The organism is Bacillota bacterium (assembly GCA_040754315.1).
In the GTDB taxonomy this organism is placed as follows: Bacteria; Bacillota; Sulfobacillia; order DUSP01; family JBFMCS01; genus JBFMCS01.
This window is the reverse complement of record JBFMCS010000048.1, coordinates 1-12618: the sequence shown is the minus strand read 5'-3', so window position 1 is coordinate 12618 and position 12618 is coordinate 1. Positions and strand designations below refer to the sequence as shown.

Annotated in this window: 15 protein-coding genes and 1 pseudogene; all 16 read left to right on the top strand. The window is 60.0% G+C overall.

Annotated features, from left to right (window positions below):
* Positions 1 to 8 precede the first annotated feature (8 nt).
* The 16 genes and pseudogenes from AB1576_10025 (at position 9) to AB1576_09950 (ending at position 11887) form a co-directional block, all read left to right on the top strand.
* The gene (locus tag AB1576_10025) at positions 9 to 506 is read left to right on the top strand and encodes a flagellar hook capping FlgD N-terminal domain-containing protein (protein ID MEW6082091.1); all 498 of its coding nucleotides are present in this window, start codon (positions 9 to 11) and stop codon (positions 504 to 506) included.
* Complete coding sequence (locus AB1576_10020) at positions 503 to 862, top strand: TIGR02530 family flagellar biosynthesis protein (protein ID MEW6082090.1); 360 nt, start codon at positions 503 to 505, stop codon at positions 860 to 862. The genes AB1576_10025 and AB1576_10020 overlap by 4 nt, the downstream gene beginning before the upstream one ends.
* Positions 863 to 947: 85 nt before the next feature.
* Complete coding sequence (locus AB1576_10015; GenBank protein MEW6082089.1) at positions 948 to 2159, top strand: flagellar hook protein FlgE; 1212 nt, start codon at positions 948 to 950, stop codon at positions 2157 to 2159.
* 20 nt (positions 2160 to 2179) lie between these two features.
* The gene (locus AB1576_10010) at positions 2180 to 2413 is read left to right on the top strand and encodes a flagellar FlbD family protein (GenBank protein MEW6082088.1); all 234 of its coding nucleotides are present in this window, start codon (positions 2180 to 2182) and stop codon (positions 2411 to 2413) included.
* On the top strand, positions 2413 to 3222 hold the full coding sequence (locus AB1576_10005) for a MotA/TolQ/ExbB proton channel family protein (GenBank protein MEW6082087.1): 810 nt from the start codon (positions 2413 to 2415) through the stop codon (positions 3220 to 3222). The genes AB1576_10010 and AB1576_10005 overlap by 1 nt, the downstream gene beginning before the upstream one ends.
* Positions 3215 to 4003, top strand: a complete 789-nt coding sequence (locus tag AB1576_10000) for a flagellar motor protein MotB (protein MEW6082086.1) — start codon at positions 3215 to 3217, stop codon at positions 4001 to 4003. Before AB1576_10005 ends, AB1576_10000 begins: the two co-directional genes overlap by 8 nt.
* Positions 4004 to 4067: 64 nt before the next feature.
* Positions 4068 to 4331 (top strand): annotated as a pseudogene (gene fliN, locus AB1576_09995) (flagellar motor switch protein FliN).
* Positions 4332 to 4339: 8 nt separating this feature from the next.
* Positions 4340 to 4708, top strand: a complete 369-nt coding sequence (locus AB1576_09990; protein MEW6082085.1) for a flagellar biosynthetic protein FliO — start codon at positions 4340 to 4342, stop codon at positions 4706 to 4708.
* The gene (gene fliP, locus AB1576_09985; protein ID MEW6082084.1) at positions 4698 to 5453 is read left to right on the top strand and encodes a flagellar type III secretion system pore protein FliP; all 756 of its coding nucleotides are present in this window, start codon (positions 4698 to 4700) and stop codon (positions 5451 to 5453) included. Before AB1576_09990 ends, fliP begins: the two co-directional genes overlap by 11 nt.
* Positions 5454 to 5464: 11 nt before the next feature.
* Positions 5465 to 5734, top strand: a complete 270-nt coding sequence (gene fliQ, locus AB1576_09980; GenBank protein ID MEW6082083.1) for a flagellar biosynthesis protein FliQ — start codon at positions 5465 to 5467, stop codon at positions 5732 to 5734.
* Between the two features lie 12 nt (positions 5735 to 5746).
* The gene (gene fliR / locus AB1576_09975) at positions 5747 to 6529 is read left to right on the top strand and encodes a flagellar biosynthetic protein FliR (protein MEW6082082.1); all 783 of its coding nucleotides are present in this window, start codon (positions 5747 to 5749) and stop codon (positions 6527 to 6529) included.
* 4 nt (positions 6530 to 6533) lie between these two features.
* Entirely contained in the window at positions 6534 to 7598 is a 1065-nt protein-coding gene (gene flhB, locus AB1576_09970) for a flagellar biosynthesis protein FlhB (protein MEW6082081.1), read from the top strand.
* A 14-nt stretch (positions 7599 to 7612) separates the two neighbouring features.
* Positions 7613 to 9655 (top strand): flagellar biosynthesis protein FlhA, encoded by a 2043-nt coding sequence (flhA, locus tag AB1576_09965; protein MEW6082080.1) that lies wholly within the window; start codon positions 7613 to 7615, stop codon positions 9653 to 9655.
* Positions 9652 to 10308 (top strand): PilZ domain-containing protein, encoded by a 657-nt coding sequence (locus AB1576_09960; protein ID MEW6082079.1) that lies wholly within the window; start codon positions 9652 to 9654, stop codon positions 10306 to 10308. The genes flhA and AB1576_09960 overlap by 4 nt, the downstream gene beginning before the upstream one ends.
* Positions 10295 to 11107, top strand: a complete 813-nt coding sequence (locus AB1576_09955; protein ID MEW6082078.1) for a FliA/WhiG family RNA polymerase sigma factor — start codon at positions 10295 to 10297, stop codon at positions 11105 to 11107. Before AB1576_09960 ends, AB1576_09955 begins: the two co-directional genes overlap by 14 nt.
* 483 nt (positions 11108 to 11590) lie before the next feature.
* Positions 11591 to 11887, top strand: coding sequence for a hypothetical protein (locus tag AB1576_09950; protein MEW6082077.1), 297 nt, complete (start codon positions 11591 to 11593; stop codon positions 11885 to 11887).
* Positions 11888 to 12618: the final 731 nt, after the last annotated feature.

The following is a 12618-nucleotide window of genomic DNA, read 5'->3' as shown; positions in this document are numbered from 1 at the left end:
TGGAACAAGTGGTTACAGTAGGCGACGCTACATCGCAGCCCTGGGCCAACGCGAGTTCGCCGCGGGCAAGGGTCCAGATTAGCGAGATAGACTTCATCAATCTCCTGGTGACACAGATGAAGCACCAGGACCCCATGAAACCCCTGGACAACAACGAGTTCATGGGGCAGATGACCCAGTTCGCACTGTTAAATGAGGCTAAAGCCCAGAACGAGGCCCTAGCCGGCATAACGGAGTGCCTGCAAGACCTGGGGGTGCTCAACACCGGGATCCTGAAGAGCCTGGCGTACCTGGGAGGCATCGGTAACATGCGACACGCGCTGGATCTGGTGGGGAGAACGGTAAAGGTCCAGGTGAAGTCCGGTACGGAGGTTACCACAGTGCTGGCGGTTCGCCTTAAGGAAAGCGGCCCGGTGCTGGAGACAGCCCTAGGAGAGGTGGCTCTCCCTGATGTGCTGGAGGTCTACGGGATAGTAAACCAGGCTAAGGGAGGCAGTCTCCCATGATCCAGCGGGTTGACGGAACGAGGCCTGCCAGTCCCAGCGGTGCCCGGCACCAGGGGACCCCAGGGGACTTCCAGGCGGATTTTCGCAAAGCCATGGATTCAGAGAGGGTGCGCTTCAGCAAGCATGCAACCCAGAGGCTGATGGTCAGTGCCAGGCTCCCGGAGAGCCAGGAAATCCTGAAGCTGGGCGAGGCCATGGACAGGGCGTCAGCCAAGGGGTGCCGGTCCTCCCTGATCCTGTCACGGGACATGGCGTACATCGTAAACGTCCCATCCCGCACCGTGGTGACTGCCATTGACGCGGAGAGGCTCAAGGAGAGCGTGTTTACCCAGATAGACAGCACGGTGATCCTCTAGGGGCGGGTCCCCCCAAAGGGGGCGCCCCCGGGCCGTGGATCGGCTGAAGCGGCCCAGACCACTACTAAAAGGGGGTAGTTTCAAGATGATGCGCTCAATGTTCGCTGGAGTGACCGGCCTCAGGAACCACCAGGTCCGGATGGATGTCATTGGCAACAACATAGCTAACGTGAACACTGTAGCGTACAAGGCGTCCAGGGCCGACTTCCAGGAGGCCTTCAGCCAGACCTTAAGGGGTTCCTCCTCCCCTAGCGGTGAGAGGGGAGGCACCAATCCCCAGCAGGTTGGGCTTGGTATGACCCTGTCCAGCATCGACGTCATTCACACCCAGGGCAGCCCTCAGATGACTGGGGGTCTCACGGACCTCGCCATAGAGGGTGGAGGGTTCTTCCTCCTCAGCGGCGCGGGCCGCCTGGTTTACACCCGGGCGGGCAACTTCCACTTGGATGCCTCTGGTTACCTAACAGGCGGCGGGGGAATGCGGCTCCAGGGCTGGATGGCTGTGGATGGTGAGTTCACCGCCAAGGATGAGGGCACGTTGACTTCCATCCAGATCCCGGCAGGGGTGACCGTGGGCGCCCGCGCCACCGACGCTATGGCCTTTGGCCAGAACCTGGGTTCCTCATCTAATGTGGGGGACTCCTTCGTGAAGACTGTGGACGTCTTCGACTCCCTCGGTACAACCCACAGCGTAGTTGTCACCTTCCGCAAGACGGGCGTAAACAGCTGGTCCTGGGATGCGAGGGTACAGGGAGTCGCTGCTGGCAGCGGGACTCTGGGGTTTGGCTCCAACGGTCAGTTGGGAACGGGTGGAACCGGAACCGTTGCCTTCACCCCGACGGGAGCCAACCCAGTGTCAATAACGGTGAACTTCGGGAAGGTGACCCAGTACTTTGCTGAGACCACCGTAGCGGCGTCTGAGAGGAACGGTCACCAGATGGGTTCCCTCCAGACCTTCACCGTTGATGCCACCGGCGTGATCACCGGGGTCTACTCAAACGGCCTCAACCGGAAGCTGGCCCAGGTGGCGCTGGCAAACTTCACCAACCCCGGGGGCCTGATAAGGTCAGGTGAGAACAACTTCGCAGAATCCAACAACTCCGGTCTGAGGCAGATAGGCATTCCCGGCACCGGGGGACGAGGCATGGTGGCCCCGAACTCGCTGGAGATGTCCAACGTGGACCTCTCGCTGGAATTCACCAACATGATCCTCACCCAGAGGGGGTTCCAGGCAAACTCCAGGATCATCGGCGCCACAGATGAAATGCTCCAAGAACTGGTGAATCTCAAACGGTAAACACACCGGAGGTGAGATTCATGATTAGGCTTGCCAAGATGAACGGCCAGGAGGTATGGATTAACGCTGAGCTCCTTGAGAGCGTTGAGGCCACGCCCGACACCATCGTGGGGCTCACCAACGGCCGGCGGATCATAGTACGGGAAACCCCGGAAGAGGTAGTGTGGAGGGCCATGGAATACCAGCGTAAGGTAAGGCAGCCCATGCGGCTAAGGCCCAGGAAGTGCCTCCAGACCGAGGGAGGATGCACCTGATGGACCTTGCGACCATCCTGGGGATCGTATCTGGACTAGGGCTCCTGTTCTGGGCGCTCATCATGGGAGGGTCGGTCACGATATTCTTTCACCTGCCGTCCCTGCTCATTACCATGGGAGGCACATTTGCGGCTACGCTTATCAACTATCCCCTTGGGCAGGCGATCGGGGTTCTCAGGGTACTCAAGAACGCCTTCATGGGCAAGGGGAGGAAACCCGAGGACCTCATAGCCGACATGGTCAACCTCGCCCAGAAGGCGCGGAGAGAGGGCCTGCTGGCTCTGGAAGACGACGCTGAGGAGATGCGTGATCCATTTCTGAAAAGAGGGATTGAGCTCCTGGTGGACGGCACGGATTCGGAGCTTGTCCGGGGAATCCTGGAGACGGAGCTCTCCTTTGTGGAGGATCGCCACAAGAGGGGACAATCCCTTTTCGAGACCATGGGCGCCCTGGCGCCTGCCTTCGGGATGATCGGTACCCTGATTGGCCTTATCCAGATGCTCCGGAACCTGCAGGACCCGGACTCTGTGGGCCCCGGGATGGCTACAGCGTTGATTACCACCTTCTACGGGGCCCTGGCTGCCAATCTCATCTTCATCCCCATCGCCGGGAAACTCAAGGTGAAAACGTCCGAGGAGGTCTTCCAGAAGGAACTCACAATAGAGGGCATCCTCTCCATACAGGCTGGGGACAACCCTCGCATCGTAGAGCAGAAATTGAAGGCCTTCCTCTCGCCCACACAGAGGGACCGGGTGGTCCGGGAGAAGCCCAGGGCTGAGGGAGTGGAAGGAGCGGAGGCTAATGTCTAGGAGGGGCCGGTACCAGGCCGAGCAGGGCCCCCAGGGCTCGCCTGCTTGGATGACCACCTACGGGGATATGGTCACCCTTTTATTGACGTTCTTCGTATTCCTCTTCGCCCTATCCACAGTCGAGTCAAAGAAGTTCGAGGCGGCCATTGTCTCCCTCCAGAATGCATTTGGCCTGCCGCTATCAGTGGAGGAGATTCCCCTGGGGCCCCAGTCCCAGGATAATGACGTGACGGACAGCTTCTGGAATGATGATCTCCTGACCGAGGACCTCAGGCAGCTCCTGGAGATTGAGAGAAGGCTCAGGGCCTACATCTCGGAGGAACGCATTGAGACCCTGATCGATCTGAACAGGGAGGGAAGAGGCTTGGTGCTGCGTTTCGCCGACACTGTCCTCTTTGACCTGGGCAAGGCTGACCTGAAGCCCGAGGCCCGGCTAATTCTGGGTCGCTTGTCCACGATTATCCGGGACATACCCAATCACATAAGGGTGGAGGGCCACACCGATGATCTCCCGATAAAAACGGGCCTGTACCCGTCCAACTGGGAGCTCTCCACAAGAAGGGCCACCGAGGTTATCCGCCATTTCGTGGAGGCACACGAGTTCAGTCCGGAGAGGCTCTCCGCGGCGGGATATGCGGAATACAGGCCGCTGGCACCCAATGACAGTGAGGCCAACCGCCAGCGCAATCGCCGTGTTGACGTGGTCATACTCAGACTCAGCCTATCCATGAACGAGCCCGGTTACGGGAGGGGGGCCGGAGAGAGTGAAAAGCGCGAGTGAGAAGAAGGTCGACGTGTCCCCGGCAGACTTCGAGGAGATCCTCGAGGTGCCTAGCGATGGTGAGCCCTACAATATTGACCTGCTCATGGACATTCCCCTGGAGGTCAGGGTGGAGCTGGGCGGCACCCGGAAACTGCTCAAGGAGGTGCTGGCCCTAGGGCCGGGCTCCATCGTGGAGCTGAACAAGCTGGCTGGCGAGCCCGTGGACGTCCTGGTTAACGGGCAACCCATCGCCAAGGGTGAGGTTGTGGTTATCGACGAGAACTTCGGTGTCCGTGTGTCTGACATCCTCAGCCCCCAAGATAGAGTGAAGAAACTAGGCAGGTGATACCGGTGGTGGAGTCAACCTGGCAGACCCTGAGAATGCTCGCAGGATTCGTCGCAGTGCTGGCCCTGGCGATCTGGGGAACCCGGCTCCTGGCCAGGAGGCCAGGACCCTCCTCGGGCGGCCGGTACCTGCGGCTGGTCGAGGTCATCTCCATGGGCCACAACCGGCATATTTGCCTGGTGAGGGTGGGGCGTCACCACCAGCTCCTAGGCCTGACGGATCGTACCATGATTGCCCTGGGGGCCTACGAGGACCTGGAACCCTGTGCGGGTGATGAGGCAGCCTCCCTGCAGCCCTTTGACATCTATAGAAGTGTTGGGTTGCGCCTAGGGCTACCCTGTCTCCGCCGTCGGAAGGAGGACGACCATGAGGTCTAGGCGTCTTTACCTGGCGCTGGCCGTGGGGGCCGCGCTGGTGTTAACCTCGTCCAAGGCCTTCGCCCAGCCCATGGTGCCGGGTCTGGATCTCATCACCGGCCTGGTGGAGGAGCCCCAGCAAATGTCGGTGAGCCTTCAGATTATCTTCCTGTTCACCGTGCTTTCTCTGGCCCCGGCCTTCCTGATCCTCATCACCTGCTTCACCCGTGTTGTTGTGGTGCTCTCCTTCGTCAGGAGCGCCCTCGCCTTGCACCAGATGCCTCCAAACCAGGTCATAATCGGCCTTGCCCTGTTCATCACGTTCTTCATAATGTCACCTGTGTGGACCCAGGTATACGGCGGTGCCCTTACCCCCTACCTCGCCGGGGAGATCAGGGAAGACGTGGCGGCATCCAGGGCTATGGAGCCCGTCAGGGAGTTCATGTTGCGGCAGACTCGAGAGAAAGACCTGGCCCTATTCATGAACTTCGCCAACCTGCCGGCCCCTGAGGACGCCAGTGACATACCCACATATGTGCTGATCCCTGCCTTTGGCATAAGCGAGCTCAAGACGGCCTTTCAGATGGGCTTCATGATATTTGTGCCCTTCCTGGTCATCGACATGGTAGTGGCAAGCACCCTCATGTCCATGGGTATGCTGATGCTTCCCCCCATGATGGTATCCTTGCCCCTGAAAATACTGCTCTTTGTGCTGGTGGACGGGTGGCATCTTGTGGTTCGATCCCTGGTGATGAGCGTCAGGTAGGAGGGAATCCAGTGACAGAGGACTTCATCATCTCCCTGGGCCGTGATGCGCTGGTGACCACCGTGCTGGTGGCCTTGCCTGCAATGGCACTGGCGCTCCTGACAGGACTGGTGATCAGCATCTTCCAGGCCACCACGCAGATCCATGAGCAAACCCTGGCCTTCGCCCCCAAGATCATAGCCGTCATGGCGGCGCTGGCACTCTTCGGCCCATGGATGCTCACGGTGATGCTGGACTTCACCAGCAGGGTGTTCCTGATGCTGCCGGGACTCATGCGGTAACGGAGGTACAACATGTGGGAACTCAGTGGCATAACCTCCCATGGCGGGCTGTTCTTCCTCCTCTTCATGAGGAGCTTGGGTGTTTTCTTCCTGGCACCTGCCTTTGGGGGGCGCTACATGCCCGTCCAGGTCAGGGCGGGGCTGGCTCTAGGCCTGACGGCCTTTGCCCTTCCTGCCGTTGTGGCGTCTGGTGCCGGAATTCCCTCGGGCCTGGTGTCTTTTGCCCTCGGTTGCCTTGGGGAGTTCGCCACCGGGGCTACCCTGGGCTTCATGGCCAATCTCATCTTCGTATCCCTCCAGGTGGCGGGGCAGCTCATCGACATGGAGATGGGCTTTGGTATCGTCAACGCGCTCGACCTGGAACGAGGTGGGCAGGCGCCGGTGATGGGCACCTTCCTGCACCTCCTGGCCCTGGTTCTCTTCCTGGAAATGGGGGGGCACCACTCGGTCCTGGGGGGGTACTGGGAGAGCCTCAGGCTCATCCCCGCCGGCACCTTCGCCTTTGGGAAAGGCATAGGAGACTTGGCCGTGGCAACCTTCGGGGGAATGTTCCTCGTGGCCCTGAAGATGAGCCTGCCGGTGGGAGCGGCCCTGTTCCTGGCTACCCTGGGCCTGGGCGTCATCGCCAGGACGGTGCCACAGATCAATGTCTTCATAGTGGGACTTCCCCTGAAGGTTCTTATGGGGTCTGTGATGATGTGGCTTGCCCTGCCCCTGTACGTACGGCTGGCAGGTCGCCTGGTGGAAGACCTCCCGGTGTTTCTCATGAGGGTTCTGGCCGCGTGGAAGGGGTAGAGCAGTGAACTTGCAGCTATTTTCGCAAGAGAAGACCGAGGCGCCGACCCCTCGGCGCAGGCAGGAAGCCAGGGGCCGCGGGCAGGTGGCCCGGAGCCCGGAGGTGGCTTCAGCCCTGCTCCTGCTGTCGCTGGCGGTTGCCTTCAGGGTATGGGGTCCTGCCATGGCCGACAGGATGTGGAGACTGGGAAAGGCCTTCTGGGGCTCGGGGTTTCCCGAGGTGACCCGGGAGGGTCTCGGCAGTCTGGTGGTGCCCGCGTTCCAGGGCTATGCCTTCATGCTGCTTCCCCTCTTTGCCGTGGCGATGGTGGTGGGCACCTCCACAGGGGTCCTGCAGGGGGGCTTCCTGTTCACTGTTGTTCCTTTGAACCCCGAGTTCAACCGGCTCAACCCCCTGGAGGGACTAAAGCGGATCCTCTCCAAGAAGGCCCTGGTTGAGATGGCAAAGGCCCTGCTAAAGACCGCTGCCGTGGCAAGCATTGCATATCTCACCATCAGGGCTGAATTGGACACCCTCATTGCCCTGGCCCACACGGACCTAGTGCCAGCGGTGGGTTACGTAGGCAGCATTGCCTTCAAGATCATGACCCGGTGCGGGTTTGCCCTCCTGGTCGTGGCTGGAATGGACTACGCCTTCCAGCGCTGGGAGCACGAGCGGGGCCTCATGATGACCAAGCAGGAGATGAAGGAAGAGCTGAAGCACCTTGAGGGTCGTCCCGAGGTGAGGGCGAAGATAAGGGAGCGCCAGCGGGCCATCGCACGGCTAAGGATGATGGCCCATGTCGCCAAGGCGGATGTGGTGGTTGCCAACCCCACGCACTACGCCGTGGCATTGAGGTATGATGCCCTAAAGATGGCGGCGCCCAGGGTGGTGGCCAAAGGGGAGGGCCACATGGCTCGCCGGATCCGCCAGGAGGCGGAGAAGCATGGTGTCATGGTGGTCAGGAACGTCCCCCTGGCGCAGGGGCTTTTCCGGGCTGTGGAGATAGGGGACTACGTTCCCGCAGAGTTCTACAAGGCCGTCGCGGAGGTGCTCGCCTTCGTCTACCGGCTCAAGGGAAGGATTTAGGAGGAGGCACGGTCTTGGACCAGAGGCTCTTGAGGGTTGGGGACATCATAGTCGCAGTGGGCATCATCGGGATGGTCGTGATGATGGTCATTCCCATGCCCACCATCCTCTTGGACCTGCTTTTATCCCTTAACCTCGCCTTTGCCCTGGTCGTTCTCCTGGTGAGCATGTATAACCCGGAGCCCCTGGGGTTCTCAGTGTTCCCCGCACTTCTCCTGGTGGCCACCCTCTTCAGGCTGGCCTTGAACGTTTCCTCCACCAGGCTGATACTCCTTTACGGCTACGCGGGGGAGGTGATCGAGCGCTTCGGGGACTTTGTGGTGGGTGGTAACGCCGTTGTGGGCTTCATAGTGTTCCTGATCCTCGTGGTGATCCAGTTCATCGTCATCACCCGGGGTGCCGAGCGGGTGGCTGAGGTTGCGGCTAGGTTCACCCTGGATGCCATGCCAGGAAAGCAGATGAGCATAGACGCGGACCTTAACGCCGGCCTCATAACGGAATCCGAGGCCCGGCAGCGTCGCCGTGACATTGAACGAGAGGCTGACTTCTACGGGGCCATGGACGGTGCTGCCAAGTTCGTAAAGGGAGACGCCATAGCCGGTCTCATCATCACCGCCATCAACCTGGTGGGGGGGTTCACCATCGGTGTGCTCCAGCAGGGGCTTCCCTTCGAGATTGCCTTGCAGAAGTATGCCCTGCTCACAGTGGGTGACGGCCTGGTAACCCAGATCCCCGCCCTCCTTATATCCACCGCCACAGGCATGGTTGTCACCCGGGCGGCCTCTGAGAGCAACCTGGGCAGTGAACTGATTAAGCAGGTGCTAGGGCACCCGAAGGTCCTCTGGGTTGCATCGGGGCTCCTCTTCTTCCTGGCACTGACGCCGGGCTTGCCCAAGCTGCCCTTCTTCCTCCTGTCCGGGCTCATGGCTACCATGGCGCTGAACCTCAGCCGTCATGTCACGGAAAACAAGCATGCCGGGCCGGTACGGGTTGCCAGGGACAACCCCCTGGCCCCGGAGAACGTCAGGGGCCTTCTTGAGGTGGATGCCCTGGGAGTGGAACTGGGCTACGGGCTTATCCCCCTGGCTGACGGGGGTCAAGGCGGTGACCTCCTGGACAGGGTGGTCTCCATAAGGCGCCAGCTCGTGGCGGACCTGGGGATCGTGGTGCCTCCTGTGAGGATCAGGGACAACATCGGGCACCTGAGGCCCAACGAATATGTGATCAAACTCAGGGGACTCAAGGTGGCTGGGGGAGAGATCTTTCCCGACCGCTACCTGGCCATGAACCCTGGCTCGGCCTCAGGTGAGCTGGAGGGGATCACCACCCGCGAGCCCGTGTTCGGGCTGGAGGCTGTGTGGGTGACGCTGGACGCCCGGGAGAAGGCGGAACTGGGCGGCTACACAGTGGTGGACCCCTCCTCGGTGCTGGCGACCCACCTTACTGAGGTTATCAAGGGCCACGCCCACGAGCTCCTGGGACGCCAGGAAGTCAAGACCATGGTGGAGGCCATCAGGGAGACTCATCCCGCTGTCGTGGACGAACTGGTCCCGTCCGCCCTAAGCATAGGTGATGTCCAGAAGGTTCTCCAGGGGCTTCTCCAGGAGGGGATACCCGTGCGTGACCTCATCACCATCCTCGAGGCGCTGGCGGATGGGGCCGTGTACTCCAAGAACCCCGAGGATCTCATTGACTGGGTAAGGGTGTCCCTGAGACGGCAGATCACCAAGGTCTATGAATTGGATGAGGATCGCGCACAGGTTATGACCCTGGATCCAGATCTGGAGAAGCGTATAGCTGAGGGCATCAACGCGGGGGCCTCGGTACTGGGCCTGTTCCGGCCGGAGGAGATCCGGGCAATGCTGAAGTCCCTTTCGGACCTGGCGGAGAGGTTCACACTGCACGGGCGGATGCCGGTAGTGGTGTGCGCACCGGAGATCAGGAGGCACTTCAAAGCCCTTGTCCACCACTACGAGCCTCGCATCGCGGTGCTGAGTTATCGCGAGCTCTTGCCAGGCATCAAGGTCGAACCTGTTGGGATGGTGACGCTAAGATGAAAGTGAAGAGCGTGGAACCCCTTGTGAAGGGTACCCGGGTGGAGATAGTCCTCCTGCGAAAGGGGTCCTCCCTGGAGGCCTGGATGCCAGGCAGGGTGAACAGCCCCCGGGGCGAGGAGATCCTGGTGTCCCTGGCGGCGGATCCCAGCATGCTGGCGCTGTTCACTGCGGGCGCCCCGGTAAAGGTGCGTTACACCGGGAAGAGGGCACTCTACAGCTTCGAGAGTGTTGTCACCCGCCAGGTGCAACAGGGTATCACCCTGGTGGGCCTGGAGCCTCCAGCGGAGGTAAGCCGGGTCCAGCGGCGGGGCTTCGTTAGGCTGAGTATCTCGCTGCCGGTGAAGTGCAAGGAGTCGTGTCAAGGGGAGGTCTTTGAGGCCAGGACCGTGGATCTCAGCAGTGGGGGCATGGCCCTGGTATCACGCGGGAGGCTTTCCCTGGGCAGCATGCTTGAGATCTGGGTTGACCTGGACAAGTACGGGCTCCTGCCCCTGAAAGGCGAGGTAAGGTGGATGGAAACGCTGGATCTTGGGGACGAGGGAAGGTACCTGGCAGGCATCACCTTTGTGGATACTAGTGAGAAGACTCAAGACCACATAACCAGGTTTGTCTTTGCGGAGCAGGCCAGGATGAGGCGCCTTGGACTTCTGTAGCCGGGGAGGGGTAGCCGTGGGCTCCGCTGACAGCCAGGAAAGGTCTTCACTGTGGGCCTACTACAGTATAACCAAAGATAGTCATGCCAGGGAGGACCTGATCCTCAACTATGCTCCCCTGGTCAAGTACGTAGCTGGCAGGCTAGCCATGACCCTGCCGGCTTACATCGACCCTAATGACCTGGTAAGTTACGGGTTCTTCGGGCTCATGGAGGCCATTGAACGCTTCGTACCCGAGAGAGGGGTTCGTTTCGAGACCTACGCGGTAGCCAGGATAAGGGGGGCAATGCTCGACGGCCTGAGGGCACTGGACTGGGTCCCCACATCCGTAAGACAGCGCACCAAGGAGATAGAAAGGGCCTACCAGCAGCTGGAGGCCAAGCTGGGAAGGGCGGCGACCGATGAGGAGATCGCCGGGCACCTAGGCATCACCATGGACAAGTTGCAGGGACGGCTCAAGGAGACCGCAGGCACCAGCCTGCTTTCCCTGGATGAATTGCTGAGCGACGAGCCTAACTCAACCGGCAGGCGAAACGGTTGGGCCCTAGCCGATGACTCGGTGAATCCCCCTGACGTCCAGGCGGAGATCGAGGATGTCAAGAGGGTCCTTGCCGAGGCCATTGAGGTGCTCCCGGAAAAGGAACGGCTGGTGGTGGCGCTCTTTTACTACGAGGGACTCACGGCCAAGGAGATAGCCGAGGTCATGGAACTGTCGCAGTCGCGCATTTCCCAGCTCCACAGCAAGGCCATCATGAGGCTTAGAGGCAAGCTGGCCAGGGATAAGATGTCCCTCCTGTAGGAGTCATCTCAGAAACCCCCAGGGATTGCCAAAGGGCTGGGAACCGTGGGAAAGTGAGTGATTTACAGGAGTAAGTTGCGGTATGGGATCGAAAAGGCGGCTTTTAGGGACAGCCAGCGCCGCGAGCGGGTACGCACCTCAAGAATCAGTATAGGGAACAATGCCCGTCAAACCGGGCGTAAAACGGACCCCTTGAGGGATCAAGGAGAGGCAAGGGGGAAAGCTACGTGGCAAGAACTCACGGAAGTCGGTATGGGAGCGACATTTGGGAAGCACGATGAGCAGTTTTCGATCGCCAAGTACACGGATGCGGCGTTCATGCCAAGAGGCGCTCGTTATCGCTAGAAATCAATCTAACACATGAGATTTAGTGGTTAAGGGGGCAACGTGGAGGAAAACTCAGATGTGTCTCCCCAAAGCCCCAACTAGCATTGGGTCAGACTTTCTGAGAGGACACTGCAATAGAAAGGGGGTATCCTCTCCATGGCCTCCGATGTCAACCTGGGCTCGGTGGGCCGGGTGCCTGACGTGGCCAGGGCTCAACGTATGCAAGAAATCAAGGCTGAAACCGCGCAGTACGGTCTCAGGGCCAGCTTCCAGGAGGAGGCCGAGAAGTGCCTGAAGGAGGTTCGTCCCTCGCCTAAGCCACAGGACAGTGGCATCCTGAAGGACCGGGACAGCAGGAACCGCAGCGGCCGTGGGGACTCCGAGGCTGGGCAGAGGGGCAAGAGTCCGGAGGACCCGGATGATACCGGAAGGATCCTGGATGTGCTGTGCTAGCCCCGCCAGGCCAGGCGGGAGAGGCCTGCCCCGGACCCAGTGTCCGGTCCGCAGCGCCGGGATGCCATGTGCGGTTTCTGCCCATATCCTACCTTGCACCCCCAAGTACTCTTTACAGCCCTGCACTGGCATTTTCAGAATGACCCCCCGCTGGCTAGCGTTCTTCGGTGAGTGGGCTACTCCTTCCTGGGTAACTTTCAGGTGATCGCGATACAGGGGTTCCGCAGGTGAATCACAGAAATGGCCAAGGATGAGGGGGAAGGGAGAGGTTTGAGGGAGGGTCTATTTTCGAAAACGCTGTCAGACGGTTAGCTCAATTGGATCTGTTAGCTCAATACTTGCAATATAGACTTTGAGCAGGTTAAAAGGAATACCCCTGCATCTTGCGAAGTGGATGTTTGACAAGACACCACAAAAAAGATGCGGGGGTACACTGTGAAAGATATGGCGAGTCAGTTCACCAAATACATTAACAAGACCTACGGGTTCTGGCAAGGACTCGCAATCACTCACCTATAATGCTACCCAAAGAGGAGTGGCTCACTCACGACAGAATGTTACCGCGACGGGGGGTCTTAGTGAGGATGTCAGTGAGAAGCCGTAAAGAGTACTTGGAGAAGATGCATGAACGGTACTGCAAGACCGGGAGTCAATCAGCCAAGACTGCCATGATCGACGAAGTAGTGAATGTGCTTGGCTATCACAGAAAACACGCTATTCGGGTTCTCAAC

What these genes read in the sequence shown, in the direction of transcription:
- AB1576_10020 (MEW6082090.1), top strand. Translation starts at nt 503, where the DNA reads ATGATCCAGCGGGTTGACGGAACGAGGCCTGCCAGTCCCAGCGGTGCC.
- AB1576_10015 (MEW6082089.1), top strand. Translation starts at nt 948, where the DNA reads ATGATGCGCTCAATGTTCGCTGGAGTGACCGGCCTCAGGAACCACCAG.
- AB1576_10010 (MEW6082088.1), top strand. Translation starts at nt 2,180, where the DNA reads ATGATTAGGCTTGCCAAGATGAACGGCCAGGAGGTATGGATTAACGCT.
- AB1576_10005 (MEW6082087.1), top strand. Translation starts at nt 2,413, where the DNA reads ATGGACCTTGCGACCATCCTGGGGATCGTATCTGGACTAGGGCTCCTG.
- AB1576_10000 (MEW6082086.1), top strand. Translation starts at nt 3,215, where the DNA reads ATGTCTAGGAGGGGCCGGTACCAGGCCGAGCAGGGCCCCCAGGGCTCG.
- fliP (MEW6082084.1), top strand. Translation starts at nt 4,698, where the DNA reads ATGAGGTCTAGGCGTCTTTACCTGGCGCTGGCCGTGGGGGCCGCGCTG.
- fliR (MEW6082082.1), top strand. Translation starts at nt 5,747, where the DNA reads ATGTGGGAACTCAGTGGCATAACCTCCCATGGCGGGCTGTTCTTCCTC.
- AB1576_09960 (MEW6082079.1), top strand. Translation starts at nt 9,652, where the DNA reads ATGAAAGTGAAGAGCGTGGAACCCCTTGTGAAGGGTACCCGGGTGGAG.
- AB1576_09950 (MEW6082077.1), top strand. Translation starts at nt 11,591, where the DNA reads ATGGCCTCCGATGTCAACCTGGGCTCGGTGGGCCGGGTGCCTGACGTG.